The organism is Pseudomonas sp. LBUM1655 (genome assembly GCF_059716085.1).
On record NZ_CP166801.1, the window covers coordinates 2,486,793 to 2,503,988 of the forward strand.

The following is a 17,196-nucleotide window of genomic DNA, read 5'->3' on the forward strand; positions in this document are numbered from 1 at the left end:
CCTGTGCCAGGTGCCCCGTGGCTGTGCCGGACTACTCCAACACCCACTCCGCCAACTTCCCCGTCACCTGCGTCATCAACACATTCTCGACATCCCGCGCTCCCGCCGCGCTGCATTTGGCAAGCACCGCTTTGACAATTCCCGAATCGAACTCGAACTGTTTGCCCGTCGCTGCTTTATAGCGGCCACGCAATTTCTCCAGCTTCGCCAGCACAATCCCTTCCAGCGTTGCCTCATCCAGTGGTCGATAGGCAACCACGGTCATGCGCGCCAGAAACGCCGGGCGGAACGCTTGCAGCAAGACTTTATGCAGTGCTTCGTTGAAGGCCTCACTGCCGAGTTGTGCCACGGGTGTATCCAGTAAAAGCTCAGCGCCGACGTTGCTGGTGGCCAGCATCACGGTGTTCTTGAAATCCACCACCAGCCCCGTACCGTCCTCCATCAAGCCCTTATCGAAGACGTTGTAAAACGCCTCCAGCACGTCCGGATGGGCCTTTTCGATTTCATCGAGCAGCACCACCGAATACGGTTTGCGCCGCACCGCTTCGGTGAGTACGCCGCCACTGCCATACCCGACATAACCGGGTGGGGCGCCTTTGAGTTGGCTGACGGTGTGCGCTTCCTGGTATTCCGAGAGATTGATGCTGATCAGGTTGCGTTCGCCGCCGTACAACGCATCGGCCAGCGCATAAGCCGTTTCGGTTTTGCCGACGCCGGTGGGGCCGACCAGCAGGAACACCCCGACCGGTTTTTGCGGATCGGTCAGCCCGGCGCGATAGGCCTGCAAGCGCTGGGCGATGGTATTGAGCGCGGTGCTCTGGCCCATCACTCGTTGGCCCATGCGTTGTCCCAGAGTGCGCACGGCGTGGGCCTCGTCGGCGAGCATTTTGCCGACCGGAATACCCGTCCATCCGGCAATCACAGCGGCGACGGTTTTCGCGTCGACCTGTTCCGGCACCAGCGGATCGTCCTGGCGGATCGCATCGAGTCCGGCCTCAAGGCGCAGCAGTTCGCCAGCCAGATGATCGATACGGCTGTCGGTGGTTTCATCGGGTTTGTCACTGTCGGCACGCTCGCTCAGGTCGAGCAGTTCGCGGCGGGTGTCGAGCAGTTCGCGCACAGCCACGCGCTCTTCGCCCCAGCGGGTTTCCAGTTCGCGGATCGCTTGCACGTTAGCGCTGGATTCGGTTTCAAGCAGGGTGATGCGTTCGCGGTGATCCAGGCCGGTGGCCTGTTCGCGGCGCAAGCGTTCGACTTCATCCTTGAGGCTGTTCTGCCGGTGGCGCAGGCTTTCCAGCGGTGGTGGCACGTCATGCTGGCCGAGGGCGACCCGGGCACATGCGGTGTCGAGCACGCTGATGGCTTTGTCCGGTAACTGGCGGCCGGAAATGTAGCGGTGCGAGAGTTTCACCGCTTCATGGATCGCCGCGTCGAGCACTTGCACACCGTGGTGCTGTTCGAGTTTGGCGGCGACGCCTCGGAGCATTTCCACGGCTGTGGTTTCGTCCGGCTCTTCAACTTGTACAAGCTGGAAGCGGCGGGCGAGGGCCGGGTCTTTCTCGAAGTATTTTTTGTATTCCATCCAGGTCGTCGCGGCGAGGGTACGCAGCTCGCCACGGGCCAGCGCCGGTTTCAGCAAGTTGGCCGCGTCGCTGCCGCCCTCGGCCCCTCCGGCACCGATCAACGTATGGGCTTCGTCGATGAACAGGATGATCGGTTTGTCGGCGTTGCGCACCGCATCGATCACGCCTTTGAGGCGCTGTTCGAACTCGCCCTTCACCCCGGCGCCGGCCTGCAAAAGACCGAGGTCGAGCACCCGCAGACTGACTTCCTGCAACGACGGCGGCACGTCCCCGGCGGCGATGCGCAGGGCCAGGCCTTCGACCACGGCGGTTTTCCCCACGCCCGGTGCGCCGACCAGAATCGGATTGTTCTGGCGGCGGCGAAGAAGAATATCGATGCACTGACGGATCTCGCCGTCGCGGCCTACGATCGGATCAATGCGTCCGGCGTGGGCATCGGCGGTCAGATCCTGGGTGTATTGATCGAGTACCGAGTCCTGCCTTGGCGCTGGATTGCCTGAGGATGACGCACGCGCACCGACATGCTCACGAGATTTTTCCGTCCACTCCAGCAGATTCGCACGCAGGGCTTCCTTGGGAATTCGCAGCAACGAGGACGCACTGTTAAGCAACAAACTGCGGCGCTCGTCGCGGTCTATCAACGCCAGCAAGAGCAGCCCGGAACGAATGCTGTCGATCCCCAACACACTGGCCTGCACCACCGCATCTTCCAGTAACCCCAACGTGTGCGAAGACAGTGCCGGCGTGCGCGTGCTGCCAGCCTTGAACAGCTCCAGAGCCTTGTTGATTTCCGCCGTCAGCGCATCACGTTCCAACCCGAACCGTGGCAACAGAAAGGCAAAATCACCGCCCTCGATGTCGAGCAGTTCCAGCAGCAAATGCTCGATTTCGACAAAGTGATGCCCGCGTTGCAAGCAGCGTTGCGCGGCGCGTTCGAGGGCGCGGCGGTTGTCCGGGTTAAGGCGTCCGATCAGGCTGGCCAATTCCATTTCAGGTGATCTCCAGCTGACGAAGACGGGTTTCAATGCGCTGCACGGCGAGGCTGGCCTGACGTTGCAAACCGCCGTTCCAGCTCACCAGTGCCGTCGCCTGACGACTGAGTTTCATCGGCCCGGCACCGCGGATCAGCAGCACTAGCGTCACGTCCAGATCCGGGCCGAAATACAGCGCGGCAAGGCTGGCCAGTGCCGGATGGGCCTCGCCGTCCGGCAGGAAACGCCCGGCCTGCGCCGAGGGCAGGGGCCCGAGCGTGAGGCGAATGCCGGCGTGTTCATCCCACACCCGAGTACCGGCGACGGCGCTGCGCCCCAGTTGCAGATTGCGCCCGCCGGGCTTGATGACGCTGCGGCTCGTGGGTGGAATCTCGCGCCAGGCGCCTTCGTAGGCGCTCAGCTCGACCGGCACGGCAAACTGCTCGCGCACAATCGCGGCGAACCCGGCCAGCGAGCGGCGGCCATCGGCAAACAACGCTGTGCAGGCCAACACTGCGCAGTCGGGAACCGCTTGGCGTTCTTGTAGAGACTTGGGCAGCAATCCGGTCAGCGCGCGCAGTTGCGCCTGTACCGGCGACGCGCCCGGTGTGACAAAACCGAGAGCGATGCGGTGTTTGCGCATTACCTTGTAGAGCAAACTGAGCAGGCGATGCTGGAACAGATCGAGAAATTCTGCCGGTGCATGATCCTTGGCCCGCGCCCGTTGTTGCAGCCATTCCTGATACGCGTAGGGCAGGGGGCCGTCGGGGCCGCCGAGACCGAAGATCGGTGTATCGAGGGTCAGCGGTTCGCCCGGTACCTCGTGCAGGCCTTCTATCTGGCTGGCGGCGAACATCGGCGTCAGTGGGCCGCGCAGTTTCAGCGCTTCCGCTTGCGGTGCGGTGCCGCTGCCCAGGGATTGCGCTTGCGGTTGCTCGCGCTCGAGCAGCAGCAACGCCTGCAACCACTCGAACGCTTGCGGATCGCGGCGCAGACGCTGGCTCAGGGTCAGAGCGACAGGGGCATGCCGGCTTGGGGTTGCCATGCCTTGATCTCCTTGTCTTCCTGCATCAGCACCGTGCGCACAAAGCGATTGGCCGTGGCGTACACCGAAAAGAACTGCGCCAGCACCGCCGAAAACAGTACCGCGCTGCTACCGACAAAATGCTGTGAATCGAGCTGCAATTGCACTTCAAGACCATTGCGCCAACCGCGCCAGGCATCGACGCCGACATGGCCGATGACCCGTTCGCAACTCAGACTAAACAGGCCTTCGATCTGGCGCAAAGCGCTGCTTTCATCGCGCAGGTTATGCAGATGCAGGATCTCCTTGAGGGCATCGAGCGCCTGCGGCCCTTCGACCAGTGACAGATGATTGAGGGTCAATTGCGAGACCAGCCGCCAACGCGAATCACCGTCCAGGCGCGGCAAGCTTTGCGGGCTCGGCGAGTTGCGCAGGCGGGCCCAGGCCACCGGGCCGGGGCGTTCGAAACCCAGCGGGGTACCGGCGGGCAGGCTCTGGGCGAGGTGCCGATTGGTGCAAAGCAATTCGGCGGTCAGGCTGTAATCGGGCAGATCGGTTTGCGGTTCGAAACGGGTATCGACCACGCTCACCAGCAGATCGCTGCCGAGCCGGTTCGGGGTCATGCCGCTGACTCGCCGGGCATGCCAGTAACGTTGTTGATCGCCGCCGCTGTGCTGACTGCCGTAATAGGCGGGTAGCCGCTGCACGCCGGCGCTGGAACTGGCGCGCATGCCACGAATGCTGTGGATTTCGACGCTGTTCTCGCGATGGCTGTCGGCGATCAGGCGGTACTCACTTCGGGTGCCGTCCGGGCGCAGGGGCTCGGAGGTGCGCGGGAACAGGTTGATCACCGGCGCGCAGCCCAGAGCAATGTCACTGCCCTGCAAATGCAAGCGACTGGTCGGCGCACGGTCGAAAACGATGTACAGATACAGCGTCGGGCTGTCACTGGCGACACCGCTCAGCGGCAGATCGAAAAAGTGGAATTTATCCGGGAAGGCGAAGTACTCGGCCAACAGACGCATGCCCGGATGCACGCCGTCTTCGTCGGGCAACATGACTTCGTCATCGCTGAAACCGACAATTTTCGGCAAGCCTTTCAGTGCAATCGGCACACTGCCCGGCGACCCTGCCAGCACCTGCACCGCATGGGCGCCGAGCAGGTCGTAAAGGCAGGCATTGACCACCGGCGACGCGGCCAGGTGGATGCGCAATTGCTCAATCCCAAGTTCTGCCCATTGGCTTTCGCCAAGGCAACGCAGGCTCAGGCGCAATGCCGAGCGCGATTGCGCGACACCGGTCAGCGCCTGCGCTTCATCACTGCCGAGCAACAGCGCTTCGCTCACTTCGATCGGCCACAGACACACGGCGGCCGAGGTACGAAAGTGGATGCTCTCGCCTTTGTTGGTGGTCACGAACAGCGGCGTGTCGCGGGGCAGGGGGTAGCCCTCGTCGAGGTTGCCTTTGCTCGGGTCTGGCTCGAACTGGACGATGGCGCAAGACGGCAACGGACGCATGGCCAATGGATACAGCTGCTCAAGCAGCGCATCGCTGAACTCGGCGTAATCGTCATCGAGCCGTCGTTGCAGACGCGCCGCCAGCAGGGCGAAACCTTCGAGCAGACGTTCGACATGCGGGTCGGGGCATTCGCCGGGGGACAGTTGCAGGCGCCGCGCGACTTTCGGATAGCGCTCGGCAAACTGGCCGCCGGCATGCCGCAGCCAGGTCAACTCCCGTTGGTAGTAGTCGAGCAGTTGCGGGTCAATCGAGTCGCTCATGGCGCACCTCCAGCCCCTGACCGCCGGGCTCGATGACAAATGCCACCGGCCAGTGCTGCTCGCCACTGCGCATCTCGCCGACCAGGCGAATGCTCATTTTCTGTGGTTGCTCGGGCAAGGGATTGACCTGAACTTCGCCCAGTTTCAGGCGTGGTTCGAAATGGGTAATGGCTTCGCGGATGTCCCGCGCCAGCCGACGGCGATCATCGCTGCGTTGCTGTTGCAGGGCACTCCAGTCGGCGATGCCGTAGTCAATTACGCTGGGTGGGTCGGTCAGTGCGCGCGGGCCACGGCGGGTGTTGAACAGGCGTCCGAGCTCGGCGTGCACCGAGTCGAGCAAGTCCTGCCGATCGAACTCCCGCGTGCTCTCGGTCTCGCTGGAGGCGAGGCGTTCGAACAGCGGCGGGAGCATGCCGGTGCCTGCCATGGCCGTCGCGCCGGGTTAGCTGACGAGCTTGTTGGCGGCCATGTCCCACGTCGACGCGGCGGTGCCTTCCTTGGTGCCGTCGTCTTTCTGCGCGGTGAGTTCCCATTTGATCTTGGTGAAGTTCAGCGAAACGGTTTCCACCGGTTTGCCCCCGGTACCCCCGCTGACGCTGACGTTCGACAGCACCACGTTGGTCAAGGTGTAGACGATGAACGGCATCAGTTGTCCGCTGCCTTCGGCGGCGTTACGCCCAATGGTGATGATGGCTTCGGGGATCGGCTTGCCGGCGCAGCAGTATTCGTTGAGGGACGGTGTCGAGCTGTCAATGAACTTGGTCACGGTGAATTCGCCGACGTGGGGTTTGCCGGAGGTTCGCTCCGAGTTGCTGACGTCGTTGGTCACCTGCATCGCCACGTTGTGGCTGTAGGACATGACTTCGATTTTGTCCGCGAAGCCCTCGAGCAGGCTGTCGCCTTTGATGTCGCCGCCGAGGTCGAGAATGATTGCATCCATCGCTTGAAACTCCTGAAAGGTGTCGCGCTAGATAAGGGAACAGCCCCCGCCGCACGTCGGCGGGGGCGAGCAGGTCAGGCCGCTACCGGTGGTGGCAGGGTCGCGACCAGGCGGATCGACGCCGTCAGTTCCTCAAGCTGAAAGTGCGGCCGCAGGAACACCGTGGCCCGATAGGCGCCCGGCTTGCCGGGGACTTCGGTCACGTCCACCCGCGCTTCGCGCAACGGGTACTGCGCCTTGATTTCCTGCGGCGCGTTGTCGTTGATCAGCACGTAATCGGCGATCCAGTTGTTGAGGTAGGTCTGCACGTTGTCGCGGGTCATGAAACTGCCGACCTTGTCGCGCATGATCACCTTCAGGTAATGGGCGAAACGCGAGGCGGCGAGCACGTACGGCAACATCGCCGAGATCCGCGCGTTGGCGTTGGCCTCGTTGGTGTTGTAGACCTTGGATTTGTTGGTGGTCTGGCCGCCGAAGAACACCGCAACGTCGCTGTTTTTCTTGTGGCACAGGGCGATGAAGCCGAGGTCGTTGAGCTCTTTTTCACGGCGGTCGGTGATCGCCACTTCGGTCGGGCATTTGAGCGACAAGTCGCCGGAACTGGTGCGGAAGGTATGTGCCGGCAGGCCTTCGACCGCGCCGCCGCCTTCAGCGCCACGGATCGCCGCGCACCAGCCGTACTTGGCGAATGCTTCGGTAATGCGCTGCGACAGTGCCCACGCGGCGTTGCCCCACAGGTACTTGCTGTGGTCGGTGCCGTTGACGTCCTCGACGTAGTTGATGCCTTCCACCGGCGACGTGTCCGGGCCGTAAGGCAGGCGCAGGAGGAAATGCGGCAGCACCAGCGACACATAGCGCGAATCTTCACTCTCGCGGAACGAGCGCCACTTGATCAGCTCCTGGCTCTCGAAGACTTTCGACAGGTCACGCGGTACGGCCAGTTCAGTGAAGCTGTTCATGTCGAACAGCCGTGGGCTGGCGGCGGCAATGAACGGCGCGTGGGCCGCGGCGGCGACGTTCGACAGTTTCTCCAGCAGGCCGATGTCCTGCGGGTGCCGACCGAACGTGTAGTCACCCACCAGCAGACTGAACGGGTGGCCACCGAAGGTGCCGTATTCCTCTTCGTAGATCTTCTTGAACAGCGCGCTCTGGTCAAATTCGACGGCTTTTTCCAGGTCGTTTTGCAGCTCTTTCTGCGTCACATTGAGCAGACGAAGTTTCAGCCGGGTGCTGGTCTCGGTGTTTTGCACCAGCAGATGCAGGCCACGCCACGAGGCTTCGAGTTTTTGCAGGTCGGGGTGGTGCAGCACTTCGTTGAGCTGGGCGCTGATCAGCTCGTCGATCTGGCTGATTCGGTCGTTGATCATCGCCACGGTGTCCTTGTCGATGGCCATGCCTTCGTCAAGCACCTGAGTGGCAAATTCCGCGAGCATGTCGCGGGCGTAATCCTGCTGACTGTCATCGTGGGCCATGCGGCCGTCGAGGATGATCTGGTCGAGCAGTGAAAGTGTCTCGGTTGTACTGTCGCTGGCTTGATTCTTGGCGGCGGCGGGCATGACGAATTCTCCCCTCGGTTAATTGGACAATCAGGCTTGCGGTTCGGCCGGGGCCTCGGCATCAGCTGCCGGGGTAGCGGTGTCTGGGCGAGCCGATTTGATTTCCTGCAAGCCTTCGGTGTTGGCGATCACGTCGCGCAACAGCTTGTCCAGGTCATCGTTGCCGTCGAGTTTGGTCAGCAGGTCACGCAGGCGCTGACGGGCCTCGAACAGACGACGCAGCGGTGTGACTTGCTCCACCACCTTGACCGGGTCGAAGTCATCGATGTGTTTGAAATTGAGTTCGATGTTGAGCTTGCTGTCGTCGCCACTGAGGGTGTTGTTGACCTGCAGCGTTGCGCGCGGGGCGATGGAGGCGAGCACCTCGTTGAAATTGTCTCGGTCGATTTCGGTAAAACGCCGTTCAGTCAGCTTTGCCAATGGCTCAAGCGGCTTGCCGGAAAGGTCGGCGAGGATGCCGACCACCAGCGGCAATTCCTTTTTCTCGATGGCGTTGCCGATTTCGACGTCGTAAGTGATTTGCACTCGGGGCGGGCGGACCCGGTCGAGCTTGTGCTGAGTACTTTCTGCCATGACGGCGGACTCCGATACGATGGGCGGGGGCAATGCATCGGGGAGGCCCGTTCATCGCTTTCCCTTGCTGGACCGTAGGTTAGAAAGGGAGGCAGATGACCTGTCGTTCCTTTGACAAACCTTCTTGATTCGGCTGTAGGAACCGAACTACCCAAGACGCTAGAACAGGTCTATAAAAAAGCAAGCAAAAACATTTTTCGACAGACTCGAGAAAAGGAAAATTCATTTTGTCTGGACGACTTTTTCTAACGTTGGCGTTTGCGCTGCTGGCGGGCTGCTCCTTCTTCGGGCCGAAGGTGGGCCTCGACAGCCTGACCCTCGACGTCGCCCCCAAAGCGAATGACGACACGCCGATTGCCGTGGACTTCATTGCCGTCAACGACCCTGACCTGCTCAAGCAACTGTCCGGCATCAGCGCCAGCCAGTGGTTCGCCGGGCGCGAGCAGTACCAGCGCGACTATCGTCAGTTGATGAGCGTGTGGGGACTGGAGCTGGTGCCGGGGCAATTCATCGACCGCCAACCCTTCCCGCTGGAGGGCAAGAAGGCTGCTGGACTTTTGGTTTTCGCCAGCTATAACACACCCGGAGCACACCGATTACGCCTCGATGATCAGCGCGAGGCATGGCTGAAATTCGACAGTCGCGAGATGAATCTGGTCAGCCGGGAAAACTGAAAAACACCGCTCGCCGCCGGCTTGCGGCAGAGTCGAAAGGAGTCGTATGAGTCTGCTACCTGACGCGGTTTGCTGGCACGAAGGCATGCAATTGCTGCCGCAGCATTTTCAGTTGCAGGGGCTGCGCGCCGAAGCGCTCGGCGCGCATCTGGCGCAAGCCTGCAATCCGTGGTTCTGGGGCGTCAGTCATATGGAGTTCGACCCTTCGGCGCTGAGCGCCGGGGTGGTGCGGGTGTTGTCGTTGCAAGGGACGATGCCCGACGGCTTGCCGGTGGATTTGCAGGCCGGTGTCGGGCCGACACTGGAACTGGACGTCAGCGCGGCGATCGACACCACCGACGATGCCACCGTCACCGTGTTTCTGGCGATCAGCCCGATGTGGCGCGCCGGGCAACTGCTGCCGCTCAAGGGGCGGATGCAATCAGTGGTCGGCGACGCCTTACCCGATCTCACCAGCGGCGAATTCCCCGAATCGATTACCGTGTGGCGACCTAACCCACGGCTGTGTACGCAACTGAACAAGGCCGACTCGATCTGCCTGCCGCTGCTGAAAATCCGCAAGGAGGGCGGCGGCTTTCTGCCGTTGTCCTATACACCGCCGACACCGATCCTGTTGCCGGAATCCGCACTCGCTCGGCGCATCGCCGGGCTCTGCGCGCGGGCGCGGGAGAAGTGCCTGTTTCTCGGCGGCCGCTTGCGTCAGGCGCAACAGGCCGGCAACCAGGACGATGCGCTGGAAATCCGCCGTCAGTTGACCGCGTTGTGGGCGCGTCTGCCGGAAGTCGAAGGCACACTGAACAGCCGCATCGCTCATCCGCAAACCCTGTATGTGCAGTTGCTCGGCATGGCCGGGGCGTGGGCGGCGCTCGATCCGCTGGCCGGCGTGCCGGCGTTTGCGCCGCTGGATTTCCTTGAGTTGCAGCGCGGCTATGACGCGGTATTGCAATGGCTGGAAACCACCCTCGAACTGATCCGTGCCGGCTATCACAGCCTGCCGTTCGAACGCAGCGAACAGAGCTTTTCGATCCAGTTGCCGGACGAGCAGCCGAGCCAGCGTCTGGTCATCGGCCTGCGCATGCCCAACGGTGCCAGCGAGCAAGCCGCGCTTGACTGGCTGCGCGGCGCGATCATCGCTTCGGCGCCGCACATTGCCTTGCTCAGTCGTCAGCGCATGAGCGGTTTGACGCACCAGGCCATGAGCCGCAGCGAGCAAGTGGCCTACAGCGTCGGCGATGACACGCGACTGTTTGTGGTTACCGCCGAAGGCGCGTGGTTCGACGCGCAACTGCCGTTGATGATCGCCGCGCCTGCTGCGAAGCTGACCAGCAGTCCGTGGCAAGTGGTGCTGTTTGTCGCCCAGAACAGTGAAAGTGCCTGATCACACAAGGAACGCCGTATGTCGCAAGGAAGTGCCGCAAGCCTGGGGTTGCAGGACGCACCGTTGAGCAGCGCGTTCCGCCAGACATGGCAGCAATGGCAACAGGACTGGGTGCAATTGCCCAAGGACAGCGAGGACGAAGCGGCGCTGGTCGAGACTGTGGTCGAGCTGTCCACCCAGGCTTCACAACGTTTGTGGCGCACCGCGTATTCGCGGGTCGGTGACTCGGCAACCGAACAGGTCAAGGCACTGGTTTATGCGTTCGTTGCACTGGTCGACGAAACCCTGCTGTTCACGCCGTGGCCGGGGCAGGGCGCCTGGCAGGATAAGCCGCTGGAGTCGCGCCTGTACTCCAGCCGTCAGGCCGGCGAGCAACTGCCGGCAGCGATTCAAACCCTTCTCGACGAACAACAACCGACCACCCGCGATCTGGCCAACGTGTATTTGCAGTGCCTGATTCTTGGTTTCCACGGCCGTCTGCGCGGTGAACACAGCCAGGCGCAACTGGAAAAATGGCGTCTGGCGCTGTTCAACTTCGCCTGGCAAGACGAAGCCACCTATGCCGACGTCAGCCGCCGGTTGGTACAACCCTCGCTGGCCACACCGTTGCAGTTGCCGGTACGCACCGCGCTGCCGGATGGCTTTCGCCTGACCCTGGGCATTCTCGCCATGGTGTTGTTGTTGACTGCGCTCGGGCATTGGTTGTGGCGTGACGTCGGCCAGGAGCTGGCGCCGTTACTGCAAAGCGGTGAGGTGCAGAGTGCGCCGGAGCAAGACTCATGAGCCCGCTGACGATCGTTGCGTGGGTCGTCGCGTTGCTGTTGTTGCTGGTGATCATCGGCGTGGCGGTGTGGTGGTTGCGCACCCAGAGCGGCGCGGCGATCCGCAGTTTCTATGCGTCCGTGCGCCATATGGAACGCGACCAGGGCAACCTCGACCGCTATCAACTGCCGTGGCTGCTGATGCTCGGCGACGAAGTGCAGGGCACACAACTGGTAACGGAGTGGCGCCTGCAGCCGACCGACAAACCGGCGTGGTTCGGGCGCTGGTGGTCAGACCCCGAAGGCGCAGTACTGGTGGTGCCGCAGGCCTTGTTTCTGCCGGATGACGGCATGCATTTACAGCGCGGCAGTTGGTGGCGGCTGCTGGGCCTGATCCTGCGGCTACGCAGCAAACGGCCGCTGGACGCGGTGATTTGGACTGTACCGGCCAGTCGGCTGAGCAATCTTGAGCAAGCAACACAGTTGGGGCTGGCCGCGCGTCGGCGCTTCATCGATCTGCTGCAACGCTTCGGGCTGAGCGTACCGGTGTACGTGATTGTCACCGGTCTTGAGGAGTTGCCGGGGTTTCAGGAACTGATCAGCGCCTTGCCGGAAGAGGCCAGCGAAGCCACGTTGGGCTGGTCGTCACCCTATGCGCGCGATGCCGTCTGGCAGGGCCAGTGGAGCGATCAGGCACTGGATCGCCTGCACCGGGCTGTGGCTGAGGCGGTGATCGAAATCGGCACCTTGTCCGGGCAGCTGAGTGCGGATTTATATGCCTTGCCGGATCGTCTGGAGACCTTGCGCCGCGGTTTGCAGAACGTGCTGGAACCGGTGTTTCAGGGCAATGCGCAAGGTGAAGCGCCGTGTTTTCGCGGCGTGTATTTCACCGCCAACGTGGCCGGTGAAGAGGCGCAGGACGGTTTTGCCGTGGACGACAGCGGCTTGCAGCGCAGCGCGTTTGCCCGGCAGTTGTGGCGCCAGCGCCTGGTTGGCGAGCGAGGTCTGGCGCACAGCGTGCCGCGCCTGTTGCGTCTGCGCCAGCGCTGGCAACGGCTGACCGCGGGGATCGCGCTGGTGGTGGGGGTAGTCTGGGCGGTGGCGATGCTGTGGGTCTGGCAGGCATCGGTCAAGGATGCCCACGAACTGGCGCGGCAGATGCAGGGCGCACAAAAAGGCTACGTGGCGATCAGCGATGAGGCGCAGCGGATCGACTCGACCCGGCGCAACGTGCAGACCTTCTGGCGGGTACTGGAACGCGCCCCGCACTGGAACTATGCCTCGCTGGTTTTCCCGACGTCGTGGTTTTCCTCGCTCGACAACCAACTCGAGCAGGAAGTTTTGCAGTCCACTCAGCGCCATATGGTGGTGCCGTTGCATGACCTGCTGAGCGCGGAGCTGGCGCAAATCAAGGCGATCCGCAGCACCGACCGGCGCAGCAGTGTCGAAAGCGACGACCCGGCGCAGTGGCAGAACTATCTGAAAGCGACCGATCTGGTGGATCGGGCGCTGCGTCTGGAGCAGCAGAACCAATTGTTCAATCAGGTGCAAAACAATCAGCGCACCCCGCTGGACGATTTGGTGCAACTGAGCAACAACGCGCTGTCGCTGAATCTCAACACCGGCACCTTGCCCTATGCGGCTTACTACAATCGGCTGCTGGTGGCAGGGGAAGACGGCAGTTTGCAGGCGCTCGACCTGAGCGTCGACCGGCCACTGATCGTCAGCCATTTTTCCGGATTGATGCAGCGCTGGCTGGATCAGTATTTTCTCGCCGACAACTTTGTCAGCAAGGCCGGTTATCTGAAGTTGCACCTGGATCAACTGGAGGCCGGCAGTGGCAACAGCCTGCGCGATCTTGAAGACCTGACCGCGCTGGTCGACGACCTGCAAGCGGCGATTGCCCTGACCAATGCGACGTGGAGCCGTGGCAAGGGGCAGGAATTGGTGCCGGGTTATGGTGATTTCCTCGCCAAAGTGGGCAAGAGCACATTGCTGGGCGCCCAAGTCCAACAAGACCTCGACACGCAAGCGTCACGCTTGCAGCAGAGTTTCCGCGATCAATGGATCGCCCAGATCGGCTCGCGGGACAACCTGCTGGTGCAGCAAGCCAGCGGGCAACTGGCCTTGCAAGATCATGTGGTGAAGCTCGATAGCGCAATACAGGCGCTGTTCAAACGTGACTTCGTTTCGGCCGCCCTGCGTGCCAGCGAAGACAACGTCAATATGCAAGGTCAGACCGTGGACGGCGATGACCTCAATGAATCGCTGAAGTATTTCGCCGACTACAACAGCTACATCGCCGAAGAACTGCCACGCATTCCGCCGGACTATCGTGTTGCGGTGCTTAAAGCCGCCGAGCGTGCCGCGGCCCAGGTGATGTGGTTGAGCCTCAAGGATCACAACGATCAGACGCATCCTTACGCCGTGTTCAACGTTCAGGCCGAGCAAGCCATGGACTTGCAGAAGGCCTTCGTCGAGGTGCATCGCCCGGACCTCGCCACGCGCCTGCAAGCGGCCCTCAATCGCCGTGCCATGGCGCAGATTGTCGGTGGTCTGGATGAAATCACCGCGCAACCGCTGTTCGGCGGGCGTGCCGAAATCAGCCAGTGGGACGGTTCGAAAAACCTCGGCCTGGAACTGTTCGGCGCCAGCGATGTGCAGGATCTGAAGCTGAGCCTCAAGCAGCAGTTCAACACCATGCTCGGCATCACTGAACGACGGACGTCATCGTTGCAGTGGCTGATGACGCAGCAGCCCAATCTGTCGGCGCTGGATTATGAACGTGTGACGCAGTTCAGTGCGCTCAACGACGAACTGCGCAAATACAAAGAGGCCAACCCGGCCAGTTCGCCAGCGCAGATCGAGCAACTGGTCAGCCGCGATTTCATCGAAATGGACGTCAATTCCTGCCTGCAAATGTTGCAGACCGCCAACGTTGCGGGGGGACGTGGCACGTTGGCGATGCGCGCGGTGGAGTTGCAACAGGAAGCCATGCAGCGTTGCCAGATGCTGCAAGTGCAACAGGCCGCCGCAGCGTGGAATGAGCTGGCCAACTACTTCAATCAATATCTGGCGGATCGCTTTCCGTTTGCCAACGGCGTGCAGATGCAGGACGCCGACCCGGCGCGGGTTGAGTATTTTCTGCAGTTGATCGACAAACGTCTGCCGGTCGCTCAGGCCGGTCTGGCCACCAACCAGACTCCGGAACGCCTGGCGGCAGCGGATTTTCTCAACCGCCTGAAGCAGGCCAGCACCTGGTTGACGCCGCTGTTCGTGCGCGACAAGAGCGGCATCCTCGGTGTCGAGCTGGACGTGCGCTGGCGCACTGATCGAGATGATGAACAGGGCGCCGATCAGGTGATTGCCTGGGGCTTGCTCGCTGGCAATCAGCAGATCAACTATCCGGCAGCCGAGCAACCGAACCTGCGCTGGATGGTCGGCCAACCCATCCGCCTGACCCTGCGTTGGGCGCGCAACGGCAAGGAGCGCCCGGTCAATGATCCATTGCAACCGAATCTGGTGGTGCGTGATCTGGAGGCCGGTTGGGAGTACGGCGGGCCGTGGTCGTTGCTGCGCCTGATGCGCGCGCATTTCTCGGTGCAGCGTCAGCCAAATGTGGATTACACCGATTTCCCGCTGACATTGCGTTTGCCCGTGACCGGCTCGCCCGACAGTGTCACCAGCGACTTCACACGAATGTTCGTGCGCCTGTCGCTGATGAGCCAAGGCTCAAAGCTGCCGCTGTCGATAGCACCATTGCCGACTCGCGCGCCGCGTTCGCCGTTTCAGGTGACCGGCAGTACAGCCGCTCTTGAATCGCAGAAGGAGGACTTGTGAGCCTGCCATCGACTACGTTGCCGGACTTGATTGACCAGTTGCTCACGCCGATCAGCGCGGAGGCGCCTTGCGGCGTCGATCTGCGTTATGAACGCGAGTTCGACCAGTTGCGCGACCTGCGTCGTGAAGACGACGCCAGCCTGCCGACCGGCGTCTGGCAATCGACGCTCAAGCGCGCGAACTGGCCGGACGTCGAGAAACTGACCACGACTTTGTTGCTGGAACGCAGTAAGGATCTGATGCTCAGCGCCTGGCTCGGCGAGGCGTGGCTGCACCTGCAAGCGGTGGACGGCTTGCCCGGCAGTCTGGCGCTGGTCGCCGGTTTGTGTGAGCGCTTTCCCGAGCACCTGCACCCGCAGGCCGAGGATGGCGACCAGTCGTGGCGGGTGATTCCGCTGGAATGGCTGGTGCGCCGGTACAGTGAAATATTGCTCACTCGGGTGCCGTTGTTCGGCAGCCGCAACAGCGATTTCGAGGCCTACACCCTGGAAGTCTGGCGGCGTTTGCAGGTACAGCAGGTGCAGGCCAACGACAGCAAGAACGCCAAGACCTCGGCGGAAACGGCGCGCAATGAACAGAAGAAACTCAACGAGCAGATCCGCGCCACGCCGCTGGCCTTCTGGCTGCGCACTCAGGGCAATCTGCTGCTGAGCCTGCAACACCTGCAACGGCTCGACACCTGGAGCGATGCCTTTCTGGGGGCTCTGGCGCCGGGGTTGCGCCCCCTGCAGGACACCATTCAGGCGTTGCTGAAACTGGTCCAGGAGTTTATCGCCATGCACCCACAACAGCCGGCACCGCCACCCCCTCTGGTCGAAGCACCCGTTGCCGTCGCGCAGCCGGAAGAACCTGCGCCGGTGGCCTTGGCCTTTCGTGAACCGGCCAATCGCGAAGAGGCGTATCGTCAACTGCTGCTGATCGCCGAATACCTGGCGCGCACCGAACCCCACAGCCCGGTGCCGTACCTTATCCGGCGAGGGGTCGAGTGGGGCAACAAACCGCTGAGCGAATTGCTCGGTGAGCTGATCAGCGCCGACGCTGAGTCGCGGCGCTTGTGGACATTGCTCGGCGTACTTTAGTGCACGCGCTGGCTGCTGAGTTTTGGCGGTAACTGGATCGGCGTAAGCACCGGTTGCCCGGAGAAGAACGCCACCAGGTTTTTCCCTACCAGCTCCACCGTGCCTTGCGTGGCTTCCGGCGAGAGACCGGCAACGTGGGGCGTGAGCAGCACATTGCTCAGGGCTTTCAGCGCCTGCGGCACTTGCGGCTCATGGTCGAAGACATCCAGCGCCGCACCGGCAATGCGCCGCTGCTCAAGCGCGGTTATCAGATCCGCCGTGGCAATCACACTGGCCCGGGCGATGTTGACGATGAAACCTGTCGGGCCGAGCGCATCGAGCACCGCACGGGTCACTAAATGCTGAGTGCCGATTCCGCCCGGCGTGGCGACGATCAGGAAGTCCGAGGCCCGCGCCAGTTCCGTCGGTGTCGAGCAGAACGCGTAGGGCACGTCATTGCGCACTTGGCGGCTGTGATAACTGATCTCCATATCGAAACCGAGGTTGGCGCGTTTGGCTATCTCCAGCCCAACCGCACCCAGCCCGAGAATGCCAAGGCGCTTATTGGCCAGCGACGGACGCATGATCTTCGGCCATTCGCCCCGACGCACAGCGGCATCGCAGTGCGGAATATCCCGAACCAGTGCCAAGAGCATGGCCATCGCATGGTCAGCCACCGACGAGGCGTTGACCCCGGCGCCGTTGGTCACAGTAATTCCCCGGTCGCTGGCGGCTTGCAGGTCGACATGTTCGTAACCGGCGCCAATCACCGTGATGATTTTCAGTGAGGGCAGGGCGGCGATTTCGTCGGCGGTCAGGCCCAACGGGCCACGGGTCAGCACCGCGTCAATGCGCGGGCCATGGGTGGCGATGGCTTGCGCGCGTTCGGCAGGCGTGGGGGCGAGGATCAGGTGAAAGCCCTGATGCTCGAGAATCGGCAGGTAATCATTGATGGTTTCAACGAGTACCAGAACGGTTGCGGGCATTGCGCGGCTCCTGTGATCGTTGTTGGTTCGGTCGCGAAAGTCGTTGCAGAGTGCTGATTCCAGAGCGGCTTGGC

General features: G+C 62.3%; 13 protein-coding genes. 5 read left to right on the plus strand and 8 right to left on the minus strand.

Features of this window, described 5'->3' with window-relative positions; all coding sequences use genetic code 11:
• Positions 1–31: 31 nt before the first annotated feature.
• From tssH to tssB, 7 genes are all read right to left on the minus strand, one after another.
• Positions 32–2,572, minus strand: a complete 2,541-nt coding sequence (gene tssH / locus ACA074_RS11170; protein ID WP_187680235.1) for a type VI secretion system ATPase TssH — start codon at positions 2,570–2,572, stop codon at positions 32–34.
• A 1-nt stretch (position 2,573) separates the two neighbouring features.
• A complete protein-coding gene (gene tssG, locus ACA074_RS11175; protein ID WP_497679008.1) occupies positions 2,574–3,599 on the minus strand; it encodes a type VI secretion system baseplate subunit TssG in 1,026 nt (341 codons plus the stop codon).
• The gene (tssF, locus tag ACA074_RS11180) at positions 3,563–5,356 is read right to left on the minus strand and encodes a type VI secretion system baseplate subunit TssF (protein WP_497679009.1); all 1,794 of its coding nucleotides are present in this window, start codon (positions 5,354–5,356) and stop codon (positions 3,563–3,565) included. The genes tssG and tssF overlap by 37 nt, the downstream gene beginning before the upstream one ends.
• On the minus strand, positions 5,340–5,783 hold the full coding sequence (gene tssE / locus ACA074_RS11185; protein WP_497617658.1) for a type VI secretion system baseplate subunit TssE: 444 nt from the start codon (positions 5,781–5,783) through the stop codon (positions 5,340–5,342). Before tssE ends, tssF begins: the two co-directional genes overlap by 17 nt.
• A gap of 15 nt (positions 5,784–5,798) precedes the next feature.
• On the minus strand, positions 5,799–6,296 hold the full coding sequence (locus ACA074_RS11190; RefSeq protein WP_007911046.1) for an Hcp family type VI secretion system effector: 498 nt from the start codon (positions 6,294–6,296) through the stop codon (positions 5,799–5,801).
• Between the two features lie 74 nt (positions 6,297–6,370).
• Positions 6,371–7,852 carry a type VI secretion system contractile sheath large subunit gene (gene tssC / locus ACA074_RS11195; protein WP_187680239.1) on the minus strand — a complete coding sequence of 494 codons (1,482 nt, stop codon included), beginning with the start codon at positions 7,850–7,852 and terminating at the stop codon, positions 6,371–6,373.
• A gap of 30 nt (positions 7,853–7,882) precedes the next feature.
• Complete coding sequence (gene tssB / locus ACA074_RS11200; protein WP_249486702.1) at positions 7,883–8,425, minus strand: type VI secretion system contractile sheath small subunit; 543 nt, start codon at positions 8,423–8,425, stop codon at positions 7,883–7,885.
• Between the two features lie 227 nt (positions 8,426–8,652).
• Here tssB and ACA074_RS11205 point away from each other — a divergent pair, with 227 nt between their 5' ends.
• The 5 genes from ACA074_RS11205 to tssA are packed head-to-tail and all read left to right on the plus strand — an operon-like array spanning position 8,653 to position 16,157.
• Positions 8,653–9,099 (plus strand): type VI secretion protein, encoded by a 447-nt coding sequence (locus ACA074_RS11205; protein WP_497679010.1) that lies wholly within the window; start codon positions 8,653–8,655, stop codon positions 9,097–9,099.
• A gap of 46 nt (positions 9,100–9,145) precedes the next feature.
• Complete coding sequence (gene tssK / locus ACA074_RS11210; RefSeq protein ID WP_401270965.1) at positions 9,146–10,477, plus strand: type VI secretion system baseplate subunit TssK; 1,332 nt, start codon at positions 9,146–9,148, stop codon at positions 10,475–10,477.
• Positions 10,478–10,495: 18 nt separating this feature from the next.
• The gene (locus ACA074_RS11215; RefSeq protein ID WP_497679011.1) at positions 10,496–11,260 is read left to right on the plus strand and encodes a DotU/TssL family secretion system protein; all 765 of its coding nucleotides are present in this window, start codon (positions 10,496–10,498) and stop codon (positions 11,258–11,260) included.
• Positions 11,257–15,078 carry a type VI secretion system protein gene (locus ACA074_RS11220; protein ID WP_497679012.1) on the plus strand — a complete coding sequence of 1,274 codons (3,822 nt, stop codon included), beginning with the start codon at positions 11,257–11,259 and terminating at the stop codon, positions 15,076–15,078. Before ACA074_RS11215 ends, ACA074_RS11220 begins: the two co-directional genes overlap by 4 nt.
• Entirely contained in the window at positions 15,075–16,157 is a 1,083-nt protein-coding gene (tssA, locus tag ACA074_RS11225) for a type VI secretion system protein TssA (RefSeq protein WP_497679013.1), read from the plus strand. Before ACA074_RS11220 ends, tssA begins: the two co-directional genes overlap by 4 nt.
• Here the strand turns inward: tssA and ACA074_RS11230 are convergent.
• On the minus strand, positions 16,154–17,122 hold the full coding sequence (locus tag ACA074_RS11230) for a 2-hydroxyacid dehydrogenase (RefSeq protein ID WP_497679014.1): 969 nt from the start codon (positions 17,120–17,122) through the stop codon (positions 16,154–16,156). The genes tssA and ACA074_RS11230 overlap by 4 nt on opposite strands.
• Between the last annotated feature and the right edge of the window lie 74 nt (positions 17,123–17,196).